The sequence below is a fragment of the Bradyrhizobium sp. P5_C12 genome (assembly GCF_054049735.1).
In genome coordinates this window covers 311,016-333,964 of sequence record NZ_JBFULU010000001.1, presented here as the reverse complement: position 1 = coordinate 333,964, position 22,949 = coordinate 311,016, and the positions used below count along the sequence as shown (strand labels likewise).

The 22,949-nt window shown below is 65.9% G+C and carries 25 protein-coding genes; 13 read left to right on the top strand and 12 right to left on the bottom strand.

The genetic code is table 11. From position 1 onward, the window contains the following. Window positions 1-115 precede the first annotated feature (115 nt). From lspA to arfB, 5 genes are all read left to right on the top strand, one after another. Window positions 116-610, top strand: coding sequence for a signal peptidase II (lspA, locus tag ACXJMY_RS01595; RefSeq protein ID WP_456617556.1), 495 nt, complete (start codon window positions 116-118; stop codon window positions 608-610). 94 nt (window positions 611-704) lie between these two features. Continuing rightward, window positions 705-1,427 (top strand): hypothetical protein, encoded by a 723-nt coding sequence (locus tag ACXJMY_RS01590; RefSeq protein WP_456617569.1) that lies wholly within the window; start codon window positions 705-707, stop codon window positions 1,425-1,427. A 209-nt stretch (window positions 1,428-1,636) separates the two neighbouring features. Continuing rightward, the gene (locus ACXJMY_RS01585) at window positions 1,637-3,028 is read left to right on the top strand and encodes a M16 family metallopeptidase (RefSeq protein WP_456617555.1); all 1,392 of its coding nucleotides are present in this window, start codon (window positions 1,637-1,639) and stop codon (window positions 3,026-3,028) included. Next, window positions 3,025-4,395: a M16 family metallopeptidase gene (locus tag ACXJMY_RS01580; RefSeq protein ID WP_456617554.1), complete on the top strand. Its 1,371-nt coding sequence runs from the start codon at window positions 3,025-3,027 to the stop codon at window positions 4,393-4,395. The genes ACXJMY_RS01585 and ACXJMY_RS01580 overlap by 4 nt, the downstream gene beginning before the upstream one ends. A gap of 129 nt (window positions 4,396-4,524) precedes the next feature. Further along, window positions 4,525-4,947 (top strand): alternative ribosome rescue aminoacyl-tRNA hydrolase ArfB, encoded by a 423-nt coding sequence (arfB, locus tag ACXJMY_RS01575; RefSeq protein ID WP_456617553.1) that lies wholly within the window; start codon window positions 4,525-4,527, stop codon window positions 4,945-4,947. Between the two features lie 68 nt (window positions 4,948-5,015). Here arfB and ACXJMY_RS01570 read toward each other — a convergent pair whose 3' ends face one another. Beyond that, complete coding sequence (locus ACXJMY_RS01570; RefSeq protein WP_456617552.1) at window positions 5,016-5,321, bottom strand: hypothetical protein; 306 nt, start codon at window positions 5,319-5,321, stop codon at window positions 5,016-5,018. Between the two features lie 327 nt (window positions 5,322-5,648). Here ACXJMY_RS01570 and ACXJMY_RS01565 point away from each other — a divergent pair, with 327 nt between their 5' ends. Genes ACXJMY_RS01565 through ACXJMY_RS01550 form a run of 4 tightly spaced genes read left to right on the top strand, consistent with a single transcriptional unit; the run spans window position 5,649 to window position 8,623 of the window. Further along, complete coding sequence (locus tag ACXJMY_RS01565) at window positions 5,649-6,035, top strand: c-type cytochrome (protein ID WP_456617568.1); 387 nt, start codon at window positions 5,649-5,651, stop codon at window positions 6,033-6,035. Further along, window positions 6,036-6,431: a VOC family protein gene (locus ACXJMY_RS01560; protein ID WP_456617551.1), complete on the top strand. Its 396-nt coding sequence runs from the start codon at window positions 6,036-6,038 to the stop codon at window positions 6,429-6,431. A 44-nt stretch (window positions 6,432-6,475) separates the two neighbouring features. Further along, complete coding sequence (locus ACXJMY_RS01555) at window positions 6,476-7,024, top strand: gluconate 2-dehydrogenase subunit 3 family protein (protein ID WP_456617550.1); 549 nt, start codon at window positions 6,476-6,478, stop codon at window positions 7,022-7,024. Window positions 7,025-7,054: 30 nt separating this feature from the next. Further along, window positions 7,055-8,623, top strand: a complete 1,569-nt coding sequence (locus ACXJMY_RS01550; RefSeq protein ID WP_456617549.1) for a GMC family oxidoreductase — start codon at window positions 7,055-7,057, stop codon at window positions 8,621-8,623. A 219-nt stretch (window positions 8,624-8,842) separates the two neighbouring features. Here ACXJMY_RS01550 and ACXJMY_RS01545 read toward each other — a convergent pair whose 3' ends face one another. Then, entirely contained in the window at window positions 8,843-9,160 is a 318-nt protein-coding gene (locus ACXJMY_RS01545) for a ribbon-helix-helix domain-containing protein (protein ID WP_456617548.1), read from the bottom strand. 230 nt (window positions 9,161-9,390) lie between these two features. Here ACXJMY_RS01545 and mutL point away from each other — a divergent pair, with 230 nt between their 5' ends. Then, entirely contained in the window at window positions 9,391-11,202 is a 1,812-nt protein-coding gene (gene mutL, locus ACXJMY_RS01540) for a DNA mismatch repair endonuclease MutL (RefSeq protein WP_456617547.1), read from the top strand. Window positions 11,203-11,298: 96 nt separating this feature from the next. Here mutL and rsmD read toward each other — a convergent pair whose 3' ends face one another. Both rsmD and ACXJMY_RS01530 read right to left on the bottom strand, forming a co-directional pair. Continuing rightward, window positions 11,299-11,853 carry a 16S rRNA (guanine(966)-N(2))-methyltransferase RsmD gene (gene rsmD, locus ACXJMY_RS01535; RefSeq protein ID WP_456617546.1) on the bottom strand — a complete coding sequence of 185 codons (555 nt, stop codon included), beginning with the start codon at window positions 11,851-11,853 and terminating at the stop codon, window positions 11,299-11,301. Between the two features lie 2 nt (window positions 11,854-11,855). Further along, window positions 11,856-13,967, bottom strand: a complete 2,112-nt coding sequence (locus tag ACXJMY_RS01530) for a pseudouridine synthase (protein WP_456617545.1) — start codon at window positions 13,965-13,967, stop codon at window positions 11,856-11,858. Window positions 13,968-14,086: 119 nt separating this feature from the next. Here ACXJMY_RS01530 and ACXJMY_RS01525 point away from each other — a divergent pair, with 119 nt between their 5' ends. Continuing rightward, window positions 14,087-14,545, top strand: a complete 459-nt coding sequence (locus tag ACXJMY_RS01525) for a nucleoside deaminase (RefSeq protein WP_456617567.1) — start codon at window positions 14,087-14,089, stop codon at window positions 14,543-14,545. Here the strand turns inward: ACXJMY_RS01525 and ACXJMY_RS01520 are convergent. The 4 genes from ACXJMY_RS01520 to ACXJMY_RS01505 form a co-directional block, all read right to left on the bottom strand. Next, window positions 14,542-15,447: an alpha/beta fold hydrolase gene (locus ACXJMY_RS01520; RefSeq protein ID WP_456617544.1), complete on the bottom strand. Its 906-nt coding sequence runs from the start codon at window positions 15,445-15,447 to the stop codon at window positions 14,542-14,544. The genes ACXJMY_RS01525 and ACXJMY_RS01520 overlap by 4 nt on opposite strands. Before the next feature lie 212 nt (window positions 15,448-15,659). Next, window positions 15,660-16,943 carry a phosphoribosylamine--glycine ligase gene (gene purD / locus ACXJMY_RS01515; RefSeq protein ID WP_456617543.1) on the bottom strand — a complete coding sequence of 428 codons (1,284 nt, stop codon included), beginning with the start codon at window positions 16,941-16,943 and terminating at the stop codon, window positions 15,660-15,662. A 132-nt stretch (window positions 16,944-17,075) separates the two neighbouring features. Then, window positions 17,076-17,375, bottom strand: coding sequence for a winged helix-turn-helix domain-containing protein (locus ACXJMY_RS01510; RefSeq protein ID WP_456617542.1), 300 nt, complete (start codon window positions 17,373-17,375; stop codon window positions 17,076-17,078). Window positions 17,376-17,377: 2 nt separating this feature from the next. Then, complete coding sequence (locus ACXJMY_RS01505; protein WP_456617541.1) at window positions 17,378-17,929, bottom strand: hypothetical protein; 552 nt, start codon at window positions 17,927-17,929, stop codon at window positions 17,378-17,380. 227 nt (window positions 17,930-18,156) lie between these two features. Between ACXJMY_RS01505 and xseA the strand changes: the two genes are divergently transcribed. Then, entirely contained in the window at window positions 18,157-19,779 is a 1,623-nt protein-coding gene (xseA, locus tag ACXJMY_RS01500; protein WP_456617566.1) for an exodeoxyribonuclease VII large subunit, read from the top strand. Window positions 19,780-20,128: 349 nt separating this feature from the next. On the opposite strand, the gene ACXJMY_RS01495 is transcribed toward xseA, so the two are convergent. Beyond that, window positions 20,129-20,326, bottom strand: a complete 198-nt coding sequence (locus ACXJMY_RS01495; RefSeq protein WP_456617540.1) for a hypothetical protein — start codon at window positions 20,324-20,326, stop codon at window positions 20,129-20,131. A gap of 212 nt (window positions 20,327-20,538) precedes the next feature. Further along, entirely contained in the window at window positions 20,539-21,363 is an 825-nt protein-coding gene (locus ACXJMY_RS01490) for a dienelactone hydrolase family protein (RefSeq protein ID WP_456617539.1), read from the bottom strand. Between the two features lie 209 nt (window positions 21,364-21,572). Between ACXJMY_RS01490 and ACXJMY_RS01485 the strand changes: the two genes are divergently transcribed. Continuing rightward, on the top strand, window positions 21,573-21,800 hold the full coding sequence (locus ACXJMY_RS01485) for a DUF2093 domain-containing protein (protein WP_456617538.1): 228 nt from the start codon (window positions 21,573-21,575) through the stop codon (window positions 21,798-21,800). 16 nt (window positions 21,801-21,816) lie between these two features. On the opposite strand, the gene ACXJMY_RS01480 is transcribed toward ACXJMY_RS01485, so the two are convergent. Both ACXJMY_RS01480 and ACXJMY_RS01475 read right to left on the bottom strand, forming a co-directional pair. Beyond that, the gene (locus tag ACXJMY_RS01480) at window positions 21,817-22,128 is read right to left on the bottom strand and encodes a hypothetical protein (protein WP_456617537.1); all 312 of its coding nucleotides are present in this window, start codon (window positions 22,126-22,128) and stop codon (window positions 21,817-21,819) included. 468 nt (window positions 22,129-22,596) lie between these two features. Continuing rightward, the gene (locus ACXJMY_RS01475; RefSeq protein ID WP_456617536.1) at window positions 22,597-22,827 is read right to left on the bottom strand and encodes a hypothetical protein; all 231 of its coding nucleotides are present in this window, start codon (window positions 22,825-22,827) and stop codon (window positions 22,597-22,599) included. Between the last annotated feature and the right edge of the window lie 122 nt (window positions 22,828-22,949).

Genomic DNA, 22,949 nt, shown 5'->3' with positions numbered 1-22,949 from the left:
CCCATAACCACCACCGCCAATTGCAGCGAAGGCTGATGACCACGAGTCCTTCAACCAACGACCGTTTCGGGCTATGGGTCCCGGCCTTCGCCGGGACGACGACGGGCACCCCGGCATGACCCCGCTCCGCGCCGGCATCATCTCCGCCCTGGTGACCCTCATCCTCGACCAGGCCTCAAAACTGTGGCTGCTGAACGGGTTCGATCTCGCCCGTCGCGGCGCGGTGAAGGTGACGCCGTTCTTCGACCTGGTGCTGGCCTGGAACATCGGCATCAGCTTCGGCTGGCTCCAGAACGACGGCCAGGCGGCGCAGCTCGCGCTGATGGCGGTCAAGGCCGTCGCGGTGGTGGCGCTGGCGATCTGGATGGCCCGGTCGCACACCTTGCTTGCCACCGTCGCGCTCGGACTGATCATCGGCGGCGCCATCGGCAACGGCATCGACCGCCTGGCCTATGGCGCGGTGGTCGATTTCGCCCTGTTTCATATCGAAATCGGCGGAAATACCTATAACTGGTACGTCTTTAACCTCGCCGACGTGGCCATCGTTGCTGGGGTGGCGGCCCTATTGTATGATTCCTTCCTGGGGGTACCCGCCGCAAAAGCGCCCTGATCCCAGCCGATACGGGCCGGCGGGTGGAACCTTGCTTGGCGAGGTCGGCCGTGCGCGACACGGCAATCTGCCACAATTTGGAACAGGTACAGTGATGCGCAGCTCCGAGACCAGTGTTTCGATGGTTCGAGACCCCAGGCAGGGGCTTTGGCGGGCACTGAAATTGTCCGCTGTGGCGCTCGGCATCGGGCTCGTGATGTCGGCAGGCGCGGTCCGCGCCGGTGACGACGGCGACGATGATGACGATATGACCTTCGAAGAGAAGCTCATCGACAATCTGATGTCCGGCATCGGCGCCAAGAGCATGGAGAAGAAGGGTATCGAGTACCGCGAGCGGTCGCCGCTGGTGGTGCCGCCCAAGCTCGACCTGCCGCCGCCCGTCGAGACCCAGGCCAAGGCCGCGCCGAACTGGCCGAAGGACCCGGACGAGAGGCGCCGCAAGGAGGCGATCGCCCAGCGGAAGAAGGCGGTCAAGGCGACCGAGAACTGGCAGGCCGCCCAGCCGCTGACGCCCGCCGAAATGAAGGCCGGCCAGACGGCTGCGCCTGAGCGCACGAGCAACGATCCGATCCAGCCGGGCACCAACGGCAACCCGTCGCTGATGCCGGCCGAGCTCGGTTTCACCGGCGGCCTGTGGAACATGATGAAGGGCGGCAAGGGCGAGACCAAGCAATTCACGAGCGAGCCGCCGCGCCAGTCGCTGGTCGAGCCGCCGCCGGGCTACCAGACGCCTTCGCCGAGCTATGCCTATGGCGCCGGCGAGGACAAGTCGCGGCGGACCTATTTCGACATCATGTCCGGCAAGGACAAGGAGTAATAGCGCTCCTTGCCCGCCGCGAGGCCTGACAGCGGCGCGAACCGGACGCCGGCCGCTCATGCACGCCGGACGCGGCCCTTAAATTGCTTATCAGTAACTTGCCTAGGCGTTGAGTTCTCTGCTTCGTGACGCGAAGCCTCAGCCGCACGGTGTACCATGCCGTGCCTCCGAGCCGGACATCCGGGCTCGGCCTTTCACCAGGGATCATGATGTCCGCAAACCGATCGGTTGCCTGCCTTTTTGCCGCGCTGCTTTCGACGAGTGTCCTGACAGCCAACGCCGCCCTCGCCCAGACCACGGTGACATCGGCCCCGCCCGCCAGCTTCACGCTCAGCAACGGCCTCCAGGTCGTGGTGATTCCGGATCACCGCACGCCCGTGGTCACGGAGATGATCTGGTACAAGGTCGGCTCGGCCGACGAGACGCCGGGCAAGTCCGGACTCGCCCACTTCCTCGAACACCTGATGTTCAAGGGTACGCAAAAGCATCCGGCCGGCGAATTCTCCCAGACCGTGCTTCGCGTCGGCGGCAACGAGAACGCCTCGACCTCGGTGGATTACACCAACTATTACCAGCGGGTGCCGAAAGAGCAGCTGCCGACCATGATGGAGTTCGAGGCCGACCGCATGACCGGCCTCATCCTCAAGGACGAGAACGTGCTGCCCGAGCGCGACGTCGTGCTCGAAGAATACAACATGCGCGTCGCCAACAATCCGGACGCGCGGCTGAACGAGCAGATCATGGCCGCGCTCTATCTCAATCATCCCTACGGCCGGCCCGTGATCGGCTGGCACCAGGAGATCGAGAAGCTCGATCGCGAGGATGCGCTGGCCTTCTACCGCCGCTTCTACGCGCCCAACAACGCGATCCTGGTGATCGCCGGCGACGTCGAGGCCGCCGACGTGCGCCCGCTGGTCGAGCGCAATTTCGGCCCGATCCCGGCCCAGCCGGCGATCCCGGCGCGGCGCATCCGCCCGCAGGAGCCGGAGCCGGCCGCGCCGCGCACCGTCACGCTGTCGGATCCGCGCGTCGAGCAGCCCGGCGTGCGCCGCTACTATCTGGTGCCCTCGGCCACGACCGCCGCGGCCGGCGAGAGCGCGGCCCTCGACGTGCTCGCGCAGTTGATGGGCAGCGGCAGCAATTCCTATCTCTACCGTGCGCTCGTCGTCGACAAGCCACTCGCGGTCTCCGCCAGCGCCAGCTATTCGAGCATCTCGCTCGACCCGACCCAGTTCGCGATCTCGGCTTCGCCGAAACCCGGCGTCAGCTTCGCCGAGGTCGAGCAGGTGGTCGACGGCGTCATCGCCGACATCGCGCAGAACCCGGTCCGCGCCGAGGATCTCGAGCGGGTCAAGACCCAGCTGATTGCGGAAGCGATCTACGCCCAGGACAACCAGGCGGTGCTGGCGCGCTGGTATGGCGGCGCACTGACCACGGGCCTGTCGGTCGAGGACATCAGGAGCTGGCCCGACCGCATTCGCGCGGTCACCGCCGATCAGGTTCGCGCCGTTGCGCAGAAATGGCTCGAGAAGAAGCGCTCGGTGACGGGCTATCTGATCAAGGACACCGCGACCACCAAGCGCGAGGAGAAGCGTTCGTGACCTATTCCTTCCTTCGCGCGCGGCGCGCCGCACTGTCCCTTGCCACCGGCGCATTGCTCGCGCTCACTGCGATCTCGCCGTCACAGGCGGCTGCCAAGATCCAGCACCTGACCTCGCCGGGCGGCATCGAAGCCTGGTTCGTCCAGGATGCCACCGTGCCGCTGATCGCCATGGAATATTCCTTTGCCGGCGGCTCGGCGCAGGATCCCAAGGACAAGTCGGGTGTCGCCAATCTGGTCGGCGACCTCCTCGACGAAGGCTCCGGCGATCTCGACTCCAAGACGTTCCACGAGCGGCTGGACCGCCGCGCCATCGAGCTCTCCTTCAGCGCCACCCGCGATTCCTTCCGCGGCAGCCTGCGCATGCTGCGCGACAACAAGGACGAGGCCTTCGACCTGTTGCGGATGGCGTTGACCTCGCCGCATTTCGACACCGCCGATGTCGAGCGCATCCGTTCGCAGGTCATCTCGGGCCTGCGCCGCGAGACCACCAACCCGTCGTCGCTGGCGAGCCGCAAATTCCTGGAGGTCGCCTTCGGCGATCATCCCTATGGCCGGCAGACCAACGGTACGCTCGACAGCGTGCCGACCATCACGGCCGCCGACATGAAGGATTACGTCGGCCGCGTGCTGGCTAAGGACGGGCTGAAGATCGCGGTCGTCGGCGACGTCGATCCGGCCACGCTCGGCAAGCTGCTCGACCACACTTTTGGCGCCCTGCCCGCCAAGGCCAACCTCACGCCGGTCGCCGACGTCGAGGCGGCAAAACCGCCGCAGCGCGCCTTCGTGCCGCTCGACGTGCCGCAGACCGTGATCACCTTCGGTGGCCCCGGCGTGAAGCGGAGCGATCCGAACTTCATGGCGGCCTATGTCGTCAACCACATCCTCGGCGGCGGCGGATTGTCCTCCCGGCTCTATCGCGAGGTCCGCGAGAAGCGCGGGCTGGCCTATTCGGTGTTCGAATCGCTGCTCTGGATGGAGCATTCGGCGGTCTTCATCGGCAATACCGGCACGCGCGCCGACCGTGCCGGCGACACCATCGACGCCATCGAGAAGGAGGTCCGCCGCATCGCCGACGAGGGCCCGACCCAGAAGGAGCTCGACGAGGCCAAGTCCTATCTCAAGGGCTCGCAGATGCTGGCGCTGGATACCTCCTCCAAGCTCGCGCAGGCGCTGTTGCAGTACCAGCAGGACAAGCTGCCGATCGATTATATCGAGAAGCGCAACGCCATCGTCGACGCGGTGACGCTGGATGACGCCAAGGCGGCCGCGAAGCGGCTGTGGGGCCAGGGGCTCCTGACCGTCGTCGTCGGCCGCGCGCCGCAGGCCGCCGCGCAACCGGCGGCCGCGGCGCCCAAGTCGAACTGAATGTCGAACTGACGTCTTCCGCACGCTTTCTGAAATGGCCGGGCTCGCCCGGCCATTTGCGTTTCGCATGAGCGCCATTGCCCAACCTGGACGTCCGGGATATGTCCGGGCATCACGAATGGTGCCACCATGCTGCGGATATCCCGCGATCTCGTCATCGACGAGGACGACATCGAGATCGGCTTCGTCCGCGCCTCCGGCCCGGGCGGGCAGAACGTCAACAAGGTCGCGACCTCGGCGCAACTGCGTTTCGACACGCGCAAGCTCACCTTGCCCGAGGATGCCAGCCTGCGCCTTGCCCGCCTCGCCGGCCAGCGCATGACCAAGGACGGCGTGATCGTGATCCAGGCACAGCGCTTCCGCACCCAGGAACGCAACCGCCAGGACGCCATCGACCGGCTCGTCGAGATCCTGAGCGAGGCGATGATACGGCCGAAGCCGCGGCGCGCGACACGGCCGACCTTCGGCTCCAAGCAGCGCCGGCTTGAAGGCAAGAAGCGCCGCAGCGACGTCAAGGCCGGACGCGGTGGCGGCCGCGGCTTCGACGACTGACCGACCCGGACATTGACCAAGAAACCTCCGGCCGCCGGGCGACCGGAGGTTTGCTGTGGTGGGTGGCGTCAGTAACGCTTGCCGGCGCTGGTGCCCGAGGCGGCATCGTCGACCGTCCCCTTGTGCGCTGCGCTACCGGTGGTGCCGACCGTGCCCTTCGTCCCTTTGGTCGACTTCATACCCGTCTTCTCGCCCGCAGCGCCCGGCTGCGCGGCCAAATCCTCGTCATCGCTGCTCGGGGCGCCGCCCTGCATGGTCTTGCCTTGCGCGCCACCGCGCAACTTGGAGTCGGACGGCGCGCCTTGCGCAAGAACCGGCCCCACCAGCAGTGCCGAGAGAGCGCATGCGATCACAGAGGTCTTCATCAACTTCATCCATTTCTCCTGGATTGGTTCGCGATGAACGGTTCGGCGTATCCCCAACGCCGTTCGCCTGGACCGGACCGTCTCACCGCGCCGAGATTCGAACGGCGCGGCCCCATGCAACCCGCGTCGTGTGGTCATCGTTTAGGAATTTCGCGGCCATTTCGCGGAAATGCTTTCCTCATATGCGGCGGCGCGGAACACGCGCAGGCCGCGAGCCCCTCGCGTTTGACGGACTAACGGCTTCGACAACGAAACAGCCCGCTACTACCACCGCAGGTTTGGTCGCGCCTAGAGTTTGCGCACGCTGCGTTGATGTGGATGGGCAGGCTCTTGACGATGCGGGCAGTCGTGCTGGGATTGTGCACCGCAGTGGTGCTGGTGGTGCGGGTCACCCACGCACAGATGCCCTTGCCGGCCGCAAAGCCGCCGGATGGCGCGACACTCTTCAAGCAGCAATGCGCGGTGTGCCACACCACGAACCTGTCGGAACCGATGCGGCAAGGTCCGCCGCTGGTCAGGATCGTGGGACGGCCAGCCGGCAAGGTCGAAGGATTTCATTACTCCGACAGCCTGGCGAAAGCGGACTTCGCCTGGGACGAGGCCAGGCTCGACGCCTGGCTGACCAATCCGCAGGCCGTCATTCCCGGCGTGGTCATGGTCTACCGGCAGGCGAAGCCGGAGACGCGCGCCGCCATCATCGCCTTTCTCAGGGAGCAGAACTGAATGGCAAAGCCGGTCCATTCCATGATCCGCGTGCTCGACGAGGCGCGCTCGCTAGATTTCTACAAGCGCGCCTTCGGCCTCGAGGTCGCCGACCATCTGAAGTTCGMGGACTTCGCCCTGATCTATCTGCGTCACCCGTCCTCACCCTTCGAGGTGGAGCTGACGGTCAATTTCGATCGCAAGGAAGCCTACGCGCTCGGCGACGGTTACGGCCATCTCGCCGTGGTGGTCGACGATCTCGATGCCGAGCATGCCCGCTTCGAGCGCGAGAAGCTCGCACCGGGCCCCTTACGCGACTTCAAGCACGACGGCAGGACGCTGGCGCGCTTCTTCTTCGTCAGCGATCCCGATGGCTACAAGATCGAGGTGATCCAGCGGGGCGGACGTTTCAACTGATCAACTCACAAAAATCCAAATCACAAAAATACGGAGGAAATGCCATGAGAGAAGTCGATCGTCGAAGCAAGCACAGCCGCCGCGTCTTTCTCAAGGGCGCGGCGGCGGCCGTGCCGGTCGCAGCTGCCGCGACCAGTGTTGCCGTCAGCATCGAGGGCGCCTGGGCCGATGACTCCAGCGCGCTTTCGCCTGCGACGATGAAGACGCTGCTGAAGGTCGCGCGCGACATCTATCCGCACGACGTGCTCGGCGACAGCTACTACATCACCGCGATCAAGCCGTGGGACGGCAAGGCGGCCAAGGACCCCGCCGTCAAGATCCTGATCAGCGACGGCATCACACGGCTCGATCAGAACGCGCGCGATCGCCACAAGGTGGCTTACGCCGAAGTGCCATGGGAGGCCGACCGCGTGGTGCTCTTGAAGGAGATCGAGCAGAGCGACTTCTTCCAGAAGGTGCGCGGCGACCTCATCGTCTCGCTCTACAACCAGAAAGAGGTCTGGCCGCGGTTCGGCTACGAGGGCTCCTCCGCCGAGCATGGCGGCTACATCAACCGCGGCTTTGCCGACATCGACTGGCTGCCGAAAGCTTAGGTCGCACCCCAACGGTTCAGGAGAACGCATATGGCAAAATTCGATCTGAACGACTCCAGCGTTGTGGTGATCGTCGGCTCCGGTGCCGGCGGCGGCACGCTGGGCAACGAGCTGGCGCAGAAGGGCGTCAAGGTCGTCATTCTCGAGGCCGGTCCGCGCATCGAGAACCAGGACTTCACCAACGACGAGTGGGACAGTTTCTCCCAGCTGGCCTGGACCGATGCCCGCACCACGTCGGGAACATGGCGCGTCGCCAAGGATTTTTCGGGCCTCCCCGCCTGGATCGTCAAGGCGGTCGGCGGCTCCACGGTGCATTGGGCCGGCGCGTCGCTGCGCTTCGACGAGCACGAGTTCAGGGTGAAGAGCACCTACGGCAACATTCCCGGCGCCAATCTGCTGGACTGGCCGGTGACGCTGGCGGAGATGGAGCCGTGGTACGCCAAGGCCGAGAACAAGATGGGCGTGACCCGTACCAACGGCATTCCCGGGCTTCCCGGCAACAATAATTTCAAGGTGCTCGAAGCCGGCGCGAAGAAGCTCGGCTACAAGACCGTGCACACCGGCAACATGGCGATCAACAGCCAGCCGCGCGACGGACGCGGCTCGTGCCAGCAGATCGGCTTCTGCTTCCAGGGCTGCAAATCCGGCGCGAAATGGTCGACGCTCTACACCGAGATCCCCAAGGGCGAGGCGACCGGCAATCTCGAGGTGCGGCCGAGCAGCATGGCGGTCAAGATCGAGCATGATTCCAGCGGCAAGGTGACCGGCGTCGTCTACGCCGACGAGACTGGCGCGATGCAACGCCAGAAGGCCCGCATCGTCGCGGTGGCCGGCAATTCGATCGAAAGCCCGCGGCTGCTGCTCAACAGCGCCTCGACCACGTTCCCCGACGGTCTTGCCAATTCATCGGGACAGGTCGGCCGCAACTACATGCGCCACATGACCGGCAGCGTCTATGCGGTGTTCGAGAAATCGGTGCACATGTATCGCGGCACCACGATGGCCGGCATCATCCGCGACGAGGCCGCCAACAATCCGAAGCGCGGCTTCGTCGGCGGCTACGAGATGGAGACGCTGTCGATCGGCCTGCCCTTCATGGCGGCCTTCCTCAATCCCGGCGCCTGGGGCCGTCCGTTCACGTCAGCGCTCGACGGCTATCCCAGGATGGCCGGCATGTGGCTCGTCGGCGAGGACATGCCGCAGGAGACCAACCGCATCACGCTCGATCCGACCGTGAAGGACAAGTTCGGACAACCGGTCGCGAGCGTGCATTTCGACGATCATCCCAACGACCTCGCGATGCGCGCGCACGCCTACAAGCAGGGGGCGGCGGTCTACGACGCCGTCGGCGCCACCGTGACCTATCCGACGCCGCCCTATCCGAGCACGCACAATCTCGGCACCAACCGGATGAGCGAGAAACCGCGCGACGGCGTGGTCAACAAGTTCGGGCAGAGCCACGACGTCAAGAACCTGTTCGTCTCCGACGGCAGCCAGTTCACCAGCGGCGCGGCCTGCAATCCGACGCTGACCATCGTCGCTCTCGCGATCCGGCAGGCCGACTACATCGCCGGCGCGATGCAGAAGAAGGAGATTTGATCCTACATTGCATCGTGCTCGCCGGGGCGACTTTGAGGAGGGATTGCGTATCCACACTCAAGGTGTCGTCCCGGCGAAGGCCGGGACCCATAGCCACAGGGCCCAGTTTGGCGAAGATTAGGCGTTCGGTACTCCTATCTTCTGCAACCGATAGATCACGCGGTATGGGTCCCGGCCTTCGCCGGGACGACATCGAGGGTGCAGCTCGCACGATAGCCGCTATTCAGCCGCATCGAGAATCGGCGCAACAGAGCGCTTGAAATCCTGCACCGGCACCATGCTCCTGGATCGATAGATCAGGCAGGAGCAGCGCAGCAGCGAGGCGAAATTGTTGACCTCGCCATGATGGTCGAGCACCTCGTTGTAGAGCGTGGTGAGGAATTTGCCGAGGCTCATGCTTTCCTTGGCCGCGATCTCCTCCAGCGTGTCCCAGAACGCCATTTCCAGCCGGATCGAAGTGCAATGACCGTCGATCCGCAGCGAGCGGGTCTGGGATTCGTAGTCGCGTTGGGGCTGGTGCGCGAACAAATGGCACATGGCGTCCTCCCGTCCTGTTGCCGTTTTTTCACGATGCTACACCCGTGCCCGGCCCCTCACAATTGGGACCGTGGCGGGATCTCCGGTTCGCGATTTCCGCGAACGCCCAATGTCTTCAATGTGATAGATATCCTTCTTCCCCAGCCCGCCACGTTGCTGTTGCTCAACACATGCTTTTGACGCATCAGGGCCTAGAATAGCGCCGTCAGCGAATCCAAATCGAAAGCCCCATGCCCGTCCGCCAATTGCCAGAGCAGGTCGTCAACCGCATCGCCGCCGGCGAGGTGGTCGAACGTCCCGCAAGCGTGGTCAAGGAGCTCGTCGAGAACGCGATCGATGCCGGCGCGAGCCGGATCGACGTCTTCACCGATGGCGGCGGGCGGCGCCGGATCGGTATCACCGACGATGGCGGCGGCATGACCGCCAGGGACCTGTCGCTCGCGGTGGAGCGCCACGCCACCTCCAAGCTCGACGACGAGGACCTGCTGCAGATCCGCACGCTCGGGTTCCGCGGCGAGGCGCTGCCTTCGATCGGATCGGTGGCGCGGCTGTCGATCACCACGCGGCATGCGAGCGAGCCGCATGCCTGGGCACTCACCGTCGAGGGCGGCGAGAAGTCCGAGATCATGCCGGCGGCACTCGCACATGGCACGCGCGTCGAGGTCAACGACCTCTTCTACGCGACGCCGGCGCGGCTGAAGTTTCTCAAGACCGACCGCACCGAGGCCGAGGCGATCCGCGAGGTGGTGCGACGGCTGGCGATGGCGCGGCCCGATATCGCCTTCACGCTGGCGGGCGAGGAGCGTGCGCCGGTGACCTGGGCGGCGGCCCTGCCCGGCGCGGCCGGACGCCTGACGCGGCTCGGCGATATTCTGGGGGCGGAGTTTCGCAGCCATGCCATCGAGGTCCATGCCGAGCGCGAGGGCGTTGTGGTCGCCGGCTATGCCGCGGCCCCGGCGCTCACCAAAGCCAACGCGCTCGGGCAGTATCTCTTCGTCAACGGCCGCCCGGTGCGCGACAAGCTGATCCTCGGCGCCGTGCGCGCGGCCTATTCCGACTATCTGCCGCGCGACCGCCATCCGGTGCTGGCGCTGTTCGTCACGCTCGACCCGCGCGAGGTCGACGCCAACGTGCATCCGGCCAAGACCGAGGTACGCTTCCGCAATGCCGGCCTGGTGCGTGCGCTGATCGTGCACGGATTGAAGGAAGGGCTCGCGCGCGAGGGCAGGCGCACCGCGGCCAACAGCGGCGGCAGCGCGCTGTCGTCGTTCCGGCCCGCCTTCACGCCGCGCCCGGCAAGCTGGGACTGGCGGCAGTCGCCATCCGCTCCCGCCGCGCCGCTGCCGTCCTTCGACGGCGCCGCCGCGCCCGCCTTCGCGGAGCGGGCCCAGGCCGCGTTCGACGTCGGCGCGCCGAGCGCGGACGTGCGGATCGACGCGCAGCCCGTGGGCGATCTGGTCGACCGTCCGCTGGGAGCCGCGCGCACGCAGCTGCATGAGACCTACATCGTCGCGCAGACCCGCGACGGCCTGATCATCGTCGACCAGCATGCCGCCCATGAGCGCATCGTCTATGAGCGGCTGAAGGCGTCGCTCGCCGCAAATGGCGTGCAGCGGCAGATCCTGCTGATCCCCGAAATCGTCGAGATGGACGAGGCCACGGTGGAGCGGCTGCTCGCGCGCGGCGACGAGCTTGCCTCGTTCGGTCTCGCGATCGAATCCTTCGGCCCCGGCGCGGTCGCAGTGCGCGAGACGCCCTCGCTGCTCGGCAAGGCCAATGCCGGCGGGCTGCTGCGCGATCTCGCCGAGCACATGGCCGAATGGGACGAGGCGTTGCCGCTGGAGCGCCGCCTGATGCATGTCGCCGCCACCATGGCCTGCCACGGCTCGGTGCGCGCCGGCCGCAGGCTGAGGCCGGAAGAGATGAACGCCCTGCTCCGCGAAATGGAGGACACCCCGAACTCCGGCCAGTGCAACCACGGCCGCCCAACCTATGTCGAGCTGAAGCTTGCGGATGTCGAGAAGCTGTTTGGAAGACGGTGATGTCGTAGGGTGGATTAGCCGAAGGCGTAATCCACCACTTTGGTTTCCGCAGAGACAGAAGCGGTGGGTTACGCTTCGCTAACCCACCCTACGAAGCTACGATCTCTTCAGAAACACGAACTCCGTGTCGTCATAAGCGCGCCGCTCCAGCTCCTCGTAGCCTTCAGGCGCCACAAACTGCGCAGCCTTCGCCTCCTCGACCACCAGCAGCGCGCCCGGCGTGAGCCAACCGCCGTCGCGCAAGCTGACGAGCGCCTTGTCGGCAAAACCCTTGCCGTAGGGCGGATCGAGGAACACCAGCGCGAACGGCTCGACAGGGTGCGCCGGGCCGAGATCGGTCGCGTCGCGGCGATAGACCTTGGTCGTGCCGCCGAGGCCCAGCGCCTCGACATTGTTGCGCAACAGCGCGCGCGCCTCGGCGCCATTGTCGACGAACAGCGTGAATTTTGCGCCACGCGAGGCCGCCTCGATGCCGAGCGCGCCGGTGCCGGCGAAGAGGTCGAGCACGCGCGCGTCCTGGATCGGATCGTCATAGGCGTGCACGAGAATGTTGAACACGGACTCGCGCAGGCGATCCGCCGTGGGGCGGATGTCGCGCGAGGACGGTGAGGCAAGATTGCGCCCCTTCAAGCGACCGCCGACGACGCGCAACCCTAGTCCTCCTTCGGCGTCAGATCGCGCTTGCCGTGATAGCCGCGCTTGGGACGACGCGGGGGACCGTAGCCGCTGGCCTCGGCCTCGTTGCGCTCGCGCGCTTCGTCGCTGCCGGTGCGCTGGACCAGCACACGGCGGCCCTTGCGGTCGTTGATCACGTCGCGCTTGCTGGCAGGCTTCTTCTCGCGCGGCGCTTCGGCGTCGTGTGAAGGAGATTTCTGCGGCACGTCGAACTGCGCGCCCGACTTCTCGATCACCTTGTCGCCGAGCTGATCGCGCAGCACGCGGGATTTGATCTCCTCGACCTGGCCTTCCGGGACCTCGCCGAGCTGGAACGGGCCGTAGGAGACGCGGATCAGCCGGTTCACCTCGAGCCCGAGATGGGCGCAGACGTTGCGCACCTCGCGGTTCTTGCCTTCGCGGATCGCGAACACCAGCCAGACATTGGCGCCCTGGTCGCGCTCCAGCGTCGCGTCGATCGGGCCGTATTTGACGCCCTCGACCTCGATGCCGTTCTTGAGCTGATCGAGTTGCGCCTGCGTGACCTCGCCATGGGCGCGGACACGGTAGCGGCGCAGCCAGCCGGTATCGGGCAGCTCGAGCGTGCGCGCGAGACCACCGTCATTGGTCAGCAGGAGCAGGCCTTCGGTGTTGAAGTCGAGCCGGCCGATCGAGATCAGCCGCGGCAGGCCTTCCGGCAGATTGTCGAACACGGTCGGACGGCCCTCGGGGTCGTCATGCGTGGTCATCAGCCCGCGCGGCTTGTGGTAGAGGAACAGCCGCGTGCGCTCGCGCTCAGGCAACGGCTTGCCGTCGACCGCGATGACATCGTTCTGGGTCACGTCGAGCGCCGGCGAGTTGATCACCCGGCCGTTGACGGTGACACGGCCCTGCGTGACCATGTCCTCGGCATCGCGCCGCGAGGCGAGGCCCGCACGCGACAGCACTTTGGCGATGCGCTCACCGGCCTTCTTCGGCTTCGGCTCCTCTTCGCGCCGGGGCCGGCGGTCGAAATCACGATCGCGCTCGCGATAGGCGCCGCGACCGCCGAACGCCGGACGCTTCTCAAAGATCCTGCTGTCGTCCTCGTTTTCGCGGCGCGGACGATCGCCGGAACGGCCTTCGCTGCGCGGATGCTCGTGCCAGTCGGAGCGGCCCTCGGAGCGCCCGCGCGGACGATCGAATTTCGGGCGGTCGCCGCCGCGCCCGCCACGCTCGCCATCGCCGTCACGACGGGGCCGATCGAATTTGGGGCGGTCATCGCGCGGGCGGTCGAACTTGGGGCGGTCGAATTTGGGCCGCTCGCGGAAGGGACGATCACCCGATGCGCGATCGTCGCGCGAACGCGAGAACCGGGGACGGTCGTCGCCGCCGCCTTCGCGCTTCTGCCAGGGCTTGTCTTCGCTGCGGTCACGGCCGCCGAAATCCTTGCGCGGACCCTTGCTGAAATCCTTCCGCGGCGGCCGGTCGCCGCGCGGAGCCGCATCGCGCTTCTGCCACGGTTTTGAATCACTGCGCTCGCCACGGTCGCGCGGACGGTCATTGCGATCACCGAAAGAGCGTGGCCGGTCGCTGCGGTCGGGTGCGCCGCGCGAAAACTTCCGCTCGCCGTCAAACTTGCGTTCCGGGCGCTCACCGCGCGGCGTGTAGGGCCGCTTGTCGCCGAACTTCTTGTCACCTGTCCGGGCGGCGGGGCGGGAGTCATCGCGATCACGGCTGCGCGGCGGACGGTCATCGCGCCCGAAGGACGGGCGATCGCCACGCGGCTTGAACGAGCGCTTCTCGCCGTCGCGCGATGGACGATCGGAAAATGACCGTTCGCCACGCGGCTTGAAGCTGCGCTCGCCACGCTCCTCACCGCCGCGGTCGTCGCGTTTGAATTTCGGACGGTCACCGAAGTCGCGGCGCGGGGCATTGCCCTCCTCGCGGCGGCGGAATGGACGGCTGTCGCGGTCGCCGCGGGGCGGGCGGGCGTCGCTGCTGCCCTCGGGGCCGCGCTTGGCGAACTTCTTCTCGGGGCCGCGCGGCTTGCCGGACCGACCCTTGGACGGTCCCTTGGGGGGCCCTCGCCGGCCGCGGGAATCGTTGTCTTTGTCGCTGTCGCGAGGCATGAATAATCTCACTTAGGGGGGTGGCCAAAAGCAATGTGCGCGCTCGTTTCGAGCCGCATGCTCAGGCAAATCCGGTATTCACTCTTGCTGAAGGCGCAGCTACTAGCAGGTTTCTGGCGATGATACGAGGCATGAAAGCCCCTTCTTTCATGGATTTGGCGCTCAAAACGGCCGAAAACGCCGGAAAATCGGGCGAAGTTCCGATCGGATGCGTCGTGGTCCGCAATTACGAGGTGATCGCGACCGCGGCGAACCGGACGCTGACCGATTACGACCCGACGGCCCATGCCGAGATCATTGCGCTGCGCGAGGCGGCCAGGAAAATCGGCAGCGAGCGCCTGGTCGACTGCGACCTCTACGTGACGCTGGAGCCATGCACCATGTGTGCGGGCGCGATCTCCTTTGCAAGGGTGCGGCGGCTCTATTACGGCGCGGCCGACCCCAAGGGCGGCGCGGTCGAGTCCGGCGTGCGGTTCTTCGCGTCGCCGACCTGCCATCACGTCCCGGACGTCTATTCCGGGGTCGGCGAGAGCGAAGCGGCGCGGCTGCTCAAGGACTTCTTTCGGGAGCGGCGTTAAGGCGCGAGGAAGAACTCCCGCAACGCCTTCGCGGTGACATCCGGATTCTCCTCCGTGAGGAAATGTCCGGAATCCACCGGCATGCCGTCGACATTGGTCGCCCATTGCTTCCAGGTGTCGAGCGGCGTGGCGGCGGCCTGGGCCACGCCGGCATTGCCCCACAGCGCCAGCATCGGAACCGTGATTTTCTTGCCGGCCTCGAAATCCGCCTTGTCGAGATCGTAGTCGAAATAGGCGCCGGCGCGATAATCCTCGCACATGGCGTGCACGCGGGCGGGATCGCGGAACGGCGCGATGTAATGTTCGAGCGCACGCGGGTCGATGGCGTCCAGCGTCTTCGACTTGGTCTGGCTCGCCATCTTGAAGCGCAGGAAGAACTCGCCGTTACTCGCGATCAGCGTCTCCGGCAGCGGATAGGGCTGCGCGAGGAAGGTCCAGTGATAGATCTTCAGCGCGTAGGCGCGGTTCATGCGCTCCCAGTAATTGTAGGTCGGCAGGATATCGAGCACGGCGAGCCGCGACAGCCGGCCGGGATGGTCGAGCGCAAGCCGGTAGGAGACCCGGCCGCCGCGGTCGTGGCCGGCGAGCGCGAAGTGCACGTGGCCAAGCCGTTCCATCACTTCCACCATGGCCTTCGCCATCGCGCGCTTGCTATAGGGCATGTGCAGCGCGTCGCTCTCGGGCATGTCGGACCAGCCATAGCCCGGCAGGTCGGGAATGATCAGGGTGAACTTGTCGGCGAGCTGCGGCGCGACGCGGTGCCACATCACATGCGTCTCGGAGAAGCCGTGCAGCAGCAACAGCGGCGGGCCCTTGCCGCCGACGCGCGCGAAAATGCGGCCGAAGGAAGTGTTGATCCATTCGGAGGCGAAGCCGGGGTAGAGGTCGGCGAGATCGGACATCTTCTGCATCCTTATCTGGTCATTCCCGGGCAGGGCCCAACCAAAATTATCGAAAAACAACCCCATGCAAAGTAGCACGGCGGTCCTCGGCAAGGGATGCTAACCCCAATCGCCGATTGCGCATTTTTCGAATGTCGTTATGGCGGCGCGATGGCGCGACAATCTCACGCGTCCGGTCGACGCGTTTTGCGCCGTTAGCGGAAAAACCGCAATCAGCCCTTGGCCTTCTCCGCTTCCACCGCCTGCCAGCCGATGTCGCGGCGGCAGAAACCTTCCGGCCAGCTGATGCGGTCGACGGCCTGATAGGCGCGGCCTTGCGCCTCCGTCACGGTCTTGCCGAGCGCGCAGACGTTGAGCACGCGGCCGCCATTGGCGAGGATCGCGCCATCCTGCGCCACCGTGCCGGCATGGAAGATCTCGACGGTGTCGACCTTCGCGGCGTCATCGAGCCCCTCGATCCGCGTGCCCTTCTGGTAGTCGCCGGGATAGCCCTTCGCCGCCATCACCACGGTGAGCGCGGATTCCGGATACCAGCGCAGATCGAAATGCTTCAACTCCCCGTCGCAGGCGGCGAGGAACGCCGGCACGATGTCCGACATCATGCGCAGCATCAGGACCTGGCACTCGGGATCGCCGAAGCGGACGTTGAACTCGAACAGTTTTGGGCCCTGCGTCGTCAGCATGATCCCGGCATAGAGGATGCCGCGGAACGGCGTGCCGCGCTGYTTCATGCCGGCGACCGTCGGCAAGATGATCTTCGCCATGATCGCGTCGTGGATCGCCGGCGTCACCAGCGGCGTCGGCGAATAGGCGCCCATGCCGCCGGTGTTCGGCCCGACGTCGTGGTCGAACACCCGCTTGTGGTCCTGGGCGGAGGCCAGCGGAATGGCGGTCTCGCCGTCGCAGAGCGCGAAGAAGCTGATCTCGCGGCCCGGCAGAAACTCCTCGATCACGACCTCGGCGCCGGCCTCGCCAAACGCGCCCTCGAACATCATGGCGATGGCGTCCTCGGCCTCGCGCACCGTCTTGGCGACGACCACGCCCTTGCCGGCGGCAAGGCCGTCGGCCTTGACCACGATCGGTGCGCCCTGGCTCTGGACGTAGGCGCGCGCGTCAGCGGCGTTGGTGAAGCGCTTGTAGGCGCCGGTCGGAATGCCGAATTCGGTGCAGAGCGCCTTGGTGAAGCCCTTGGAGCTTTCGAGCTGCGCTGCCGCCCCGCTGGGCCCGAACGCCTTGATGCCGGCGGCGGTGAGATCATCGACGATGCCGGCGGCAAGCGGCGTCTCCGGGCCGACCACGACGAGCTCGACCGCATTCGTCTTGCAGAAGTCGATCACCGCGGCATGGTCGGCGACATCGAGCGCCACGCACTCCGCCTCGCGCGCGATGCCGGCATTGCCCGGCGCGCACCAGAATTTCGTCACCAGGGGAGAGGCCGCGATCTTCCATGCGAGGGCATGTTCACGGCCGCCGGAACCGAGCAGGAGAATGTGCATACGAGGCTCAGAATGAGGGGTTTGGCTTGCCGCGTCGGTCGCACGAATCGTCGCAGGTCTCAAGGGGTGTTGCCCCACCCTCCCCGTCATTCCGGGCTCGTCGCTGCGCGACGCCCCGGAATAACGACGGGGTTAGAACGGCTTCCCCGCAATGATCTCCTGCAACGTCGCGACATGCCGCGCGAACGCCCCTCGGCCCGCGGCTGTCGCGGTGACCGTGGTCTGCGGCTTCTTGCCGACGAAGGCCTTTTCGACCGAGACGTAGCCGGCCTTCGCCAGGGTCTCGATATGTGCGCCGAGATTGCCGTCGGTCGCACCCGTCAGCTTCTTCAGCCGCGAGAACTCCAGGCCAGAGGACACGGGCAGCGCGTTCAGCGCCGCCATGATCTTGAGGCGCAACGGCTGGTGGATGATGTCGTCGAGCTCGGCCACGGTTAATTTCGGCGCATCCAGAGACCGCCGACGATCAGCCCGCCGCCGTTGACGGCCGCCATCCACGGCAACAGCGATGTCCCCGGGATGGAGAAATATCCGATCAGTGTCAGCGCGATGATGGTCGCGCCGATCACGAGGAAGCCGTGGCCGAACCGGACTCCTGCCATCATGCCGAACAGCATGATGTAGATCGGCCAGAACACCGTTTGCTGGCGCAGCGTGAACTTGCCGAAATAGCAGCAGAAGATGCCGAAGGCGGCGATCAGCAAAAACGTCAGCAGATTGCGGCTGTCGAACACGCGGATGCGGTTCTTCGAAAGATGATAGGCGCTGAGCGCAATGAGGCCGATGGTCGAGGCGGCGTATACTGCGAACCAGAAATAGAGTCCGTAACGCGGCCAGAACCACGCTGCGATGTCGTCGGCAAACGGCAGTACGCCCCACATCAGCAGGACGACACCGGAGACCAGGTAGATCTGCGACCGCCGCGCGGGGCGAACGGTATCCGCACTGTCGTTCAGCGGTTCGGAAGCCTGCTTGCTGTCAATCACGGCAGCGCTCCTTCTTGGGCAATGGGTGCAGGTCGGGTAGCCCGCCCACCGCGCACATGGCCCATGTCAGTCCGTTCAACACGCCGCACAGCCACCGACCCGCCAAGCAAATTATCAATAGATTACTCTATATGGCAGAGAACTCTTTCATTCAATCGCCGGATTGGCGCCGCGCGGCGAAAATCCTTAACGTCGGGCCTGACCCCAACATGCCGAATCGTTTGCCGATGCCGCCTGCGGAACAACTGCTCAACGCCCCCGAATTCACCGTTTCCGAGCTCTCCCAGTCCCTGAAGCGGACGGTGGAGGACGCCTTTGGCCATGTCCGGGTTCGCGGCGAGATCTCGGGCTTTCGCGGCGCCCACTCCTCCGGCCACTGCTATTTCGCGCTCAAGGACGAGAGCGCCAAGATCGAGGCGGTGATCTGGAAGGGCGTGCACGGGCGGATGCGCTTCAAGCCGCAGGAAGGGCTCGAGGTCATCGCCACCGGCAAGCTCACGACCTATCCGGGCTCCTCGAAGTACCAGATCGTGATCGAGGCGCTGGAGCCGGCCGGCATCGGCGCGCTGATGGCGCTGATGGAGGAGCGCAAGAAGAAGCTCGCCGCCGAAGGCCTGTTCGACGAGGCGCGCAAGCAGCTGCTGCCCTGGCTGCCGGAGGTGATCGGCGTGGTGACGTCACCGACCGGCGCCGTCATCCGCGACATCCTGCACCGGCTCGAGGACCGTTTCCCCCGCCATGTGCTGGTGTGGCCGGTCAAGGTGCAGGGCGAAGGCTCGGCCGAGCAGGTCGCAGCCGCGATCCGCGGCTTCAACGCGCTGCCCGAAGGCGGCAAGATTCCGCGGCCGGACGTCCTGATCGTGGCGCGCGGCGGCGGCTCGCTGGAGGACCTCTGGTCGTTCAACGAGGAGATCGTGGTGCGTGCCGCGGCCGAGAGCATGATCCCGCTGATCTCGGCGGTGGGCCACGAGACCGACATCACGCTGATCGACTTCGTCGCCGACAAGCGCGCGCCGACGCCGACGGCCGCCGCCGAGATGGCGGTGCCGGTGCGCAGCGATCTGTTCGTCGAGGTCGCCGATCTCGCCCGCCGCACCCGCGCCTATTGGCAGCGTGCCCATGAAAGCCGCCGCAACGAGCTGCGTGCTGCTGCGCGCGCACTGCCCGCGGCCGGCGATCTTCTGGCGATCCCGCGGCAACGGCTGGATTCGGCAGGCTCCGCCCTGCCCCGCGGCTTGAAAGCCAACACGCATGCGCATTTCCGCCGGTTTACCGCCGCGGGCGCCAAGCTGACGCTGCGGGTGCTGCACGGGCAGATCTCGCAGGCCGATCACCGGCTCACCGTGTGCGGCGAGCGGCTCGGCCTGTCCGCGCGGTCGCTGTTGCGGCAGCGGCGCGACCGCTTTGCCGGTCTCGAGGTGCGGCTGCGTGCCTCAAAACTCTCCAACGCGCAGGCGCAGCGCAATGCGATTGCCCGCCAGCGCGAGCGCACGCATCGTCTGGCCGAACGTGCCAACCGTGCGCTGGTGACGCTGTTGCAGCGGCTCGACGCCCGCGTCGAGGCCAGCGGCAAGCTGCTCTCGGCGCTGTCCTATCGCGGTGTGCTCGCCCGCGGGTTTGCGCTGGTGCGCGACGAGGCCGGGCATCCGCTGCATTCGGCAGACAGCGTCGGGCCCGGCGCACGCGTCGAGATCGAGTTCGCGGACGGACGTGTCGCGGCGACCGCGGATCCGGATCGCCCGGCACCCGCCACAAAGCGCGCACCATCGCAACCGAAGCCGGCCGCGCAGGAGACAAAACCCGCGCCCAAGCGCGTGGGCAAGCCGGTGGATCAGGGCAGCTTGTTTTAAAGCGCGAGGACGCTCTGCCCCACCCTCGGTGTCATTCCCCGCGAAAGCGGGGAATCCAGTACGCCGCAGCTTCTCAGTGACTCACAAACGTCCCGGAATACTGGATCGCACTTCGCGGGCGATGACAGCGAGTTGGCGGGGGCGCGCGTGCCACACACTCGCTGTCGTCCCGGCGAAGGCCGGGACCCATAACCCCAAGGAGGAGTGTGGCGAAGACTCGTCGTTCGGTACTCCTACCGCCCGCAATTGATAGATCATGCGGTATGGGTCCCGGCCTTCGCCGGGACGACGTTGGGGAGATGGCGCGTCTCACACACCCGCCATGTGCAGGGCGGCGAGGCTCCGCAGATTACCTACAGGACAATCCCGCGTCGATCGTGGTCCAGAAGCCGCAATGTTCCGGGGCGAGCTGCGGCGCGCCGGCGTGGGCTTCGAACAGGAAGATCGCGACGGTGAAGACGATCAGTGCGGAGGAGAACAGGACGATGCGGTTGCGCATGTGGATGCGTTTAGTCCACATCGTGGTCGAATGATGGCGACGCCGCATGCTGAAACCGGCGTGAGGCACGATCCGTAGATTCACGGTCGGCCATTATCCGTGCAGGGCGGTGGTCGATGCGGGGCTGTCCGCTTCGATCGTTGTTCCCCGGGCGGTCCCGCTTTGGAAGCCCGTAGCCCGGATGAAGCGAAGCGTAATCCGGGGTCGCGTGTTGAGATTCCCGGATTTCGCTTCGCTTCATCCGGGCTACGAGACCACCATCACCGCGCCAGCCACTCCGCAACCTGCTTCTGCGAATCCGCGCGCGCCTGCGTGTCGGTGCCGAGATGGCCGTGCTCGGGTGCGGCAGCGTCGGTGCCGCCGGCAGCTGCGTGCAGCGGCGTGTTGGCGCGGTCGAAATCGTGATAGGCGCCGGGATAGACCACGATACGCGCGAGCGCGCTGCGGCCATGCGCACCCTCGACCATCTGGCGGCAGGCCGGCGGCGACGACACGTCGTCATTGGCGCCGATCAAAACCAGCGTCGGTACCCGCGTGCTCCAGCCAAGGCCGGCGGAAATCCGGCAGTCCGGATAGAACGCGATCGCGGCGCGGAAATCCGGACCAGCGTCGCGCGTCGCGCTCTGCGGACGCACCGCCCACAGCAGCGCGCTGGCGCCGTTGGCCCAGCCGATCAGGCTGACGCGGTCGCGCGCCACCCAGTCCTGCTTCATCAGCCAGGCGCGCGCCGCCGCGACGTCGGCGACACGCTCGCGCCGCGCCTTGACGCGCATCTCCTTGACGCGGCATTGCGGCCCGAGCTCGCGCGAGCCGTAGCTGTCGGGCAGCAGCACCGCGTTACCGGCCTTGAGCAGCCGCTCGGCCCAGTCGCGATAGCGCGGCAGCACGGACTCGGAATGGCTGCCGAGGCCGCCACAGCCGTGCAGCGCGATCACCGTCGGAAACGGCCCCTCACCCTCGGGCTTGTAGAGCTGCGCGTGCAGGATTCCGGAAGCGAGCGGAATGTCGACCTGCTGCGGCGCCGGCGCCGCGTGCGCGGCCGACATCAGCAGCATCAGAAACAGGGCGGTCAGTCGAAGGCGCATCGGACTCTGCCGTATCAGGCGCCGGTCTCAAGCGAGCCGGAACCAGCGATCCTTCGCCGCAGCACTATCATGCGCAAACAGCGGCAAAACATCACAAATCGGTGGGTTTGACGGGCGGACAAGGCATCTTATTTATGCTAGATCGAATTCACCAAATCATGCCCTCCAGGGTTTTCCACGGAGAGCCCTTTTCACGGAGACTATCGACCGTGCTGAACAAGTTCGGCCCCTCCGGCCACGGCGAAGCGCAGGTACAATATCTCGACGGCGACTTCCGCGTGATCTCGCCGGGGACCTATGTCCGTTGCGCGATCACCGACACGCGGATCCCGCTCGACGAACTGAAATACTGGAGCGTGGACCTGCAGGAGGCCTACGCCACGCCCGCCGCGGTGCTGCAGCGGCATTTCCCCGGCGCGCCGAAGCCGCAGCCGTAAGGCCACGGGCGCGCGCCTATTGCGGCTCCGCCCCATCGCCGCCGACACACGTCTTGATGAAATTCTTCCGGGGCTCGCCGACGACCTTCTGGTCGATCGCCTGCTTCAGGCAATCGACGCGCGCCTGCGCCATGCAGAGCTGCATCTGATCGCGCTTGTCCTGCCCTTTCAGCGCCTGCGTCGTTGCGAGGCAGGTCACCCGCTTGGTGGCGGGAACCGGCACGGTGGCCGTCGGGGCGGGTGCGGCTGGCGGCGACGTCTGCGCGAGCACTGGCGCAATGATCAGACACACGAGGCTGGCGGCGACGGCCGCGGACGGAAGTTTCATCGAATTCTCCTGGTCGTCCGAACTGGTAGGAGTTTTGCGATGAATGCCGCGTGAATGGCAGGCGGCCGCTGCGGCGGCAAAGCGCAGCTGCCCTGCGGCGTCGCACGAGCCGTGCAGCTTAGCGCGAGCACGGGGATGGTCTGCGCCGGCGCCGCGACGATTCGTGCGCCTGAACCGTGAGTCGCACAGCACATGATCTCCGTCGCGCCGATCCGCGTTGCATCGAGTCGTGCTTGCACTCCGTGGTAAGTCATTTCGCGCTGTGGTGGAGTTTTCGTTGCGGTTCGGCGCCCTTAAGTTGTTTGACGAAGTCTTGCTGAAACAGAGGGCTGCTATGGTGCACGTTAGGTAATTAGCCCTGTTGTTTTTATCGCACAGACGATCAAGTCAACCAAACGGCCATTGAGCTTTGGAATTGGCACAGTCTGTGAACGGGCTCATATCGAAGAGCCATCTGACGGGCTACGATCACCTCGAAAATTCGCGGTGGAATACCTGTAAATCGAGAGTCAAACGATGGGGGTGATCATGCCCACCATATTGGACCTGCTCTATCGTGAATATTGCCGCGCCCGCCTCGCTGAAATGCGGAAACAGCTGCTGATCGCAGCTGAACGCTCCGACGCTCGAGAAGCGGATCATCATCCAGCGGATCAGGGTGACGTCGACAGGACGGACACACTCCGCAAAACCGGTCACGGCGCTTCGAATTAAAGCGACCTCAGGACCGACGACCTCTCCCGCGTAGCAGTGACCAAGCAATTGGCAACAGTTTGGGAGGAAGCAATGAATACACCCGAATGCTATACTGTCGTGACGGC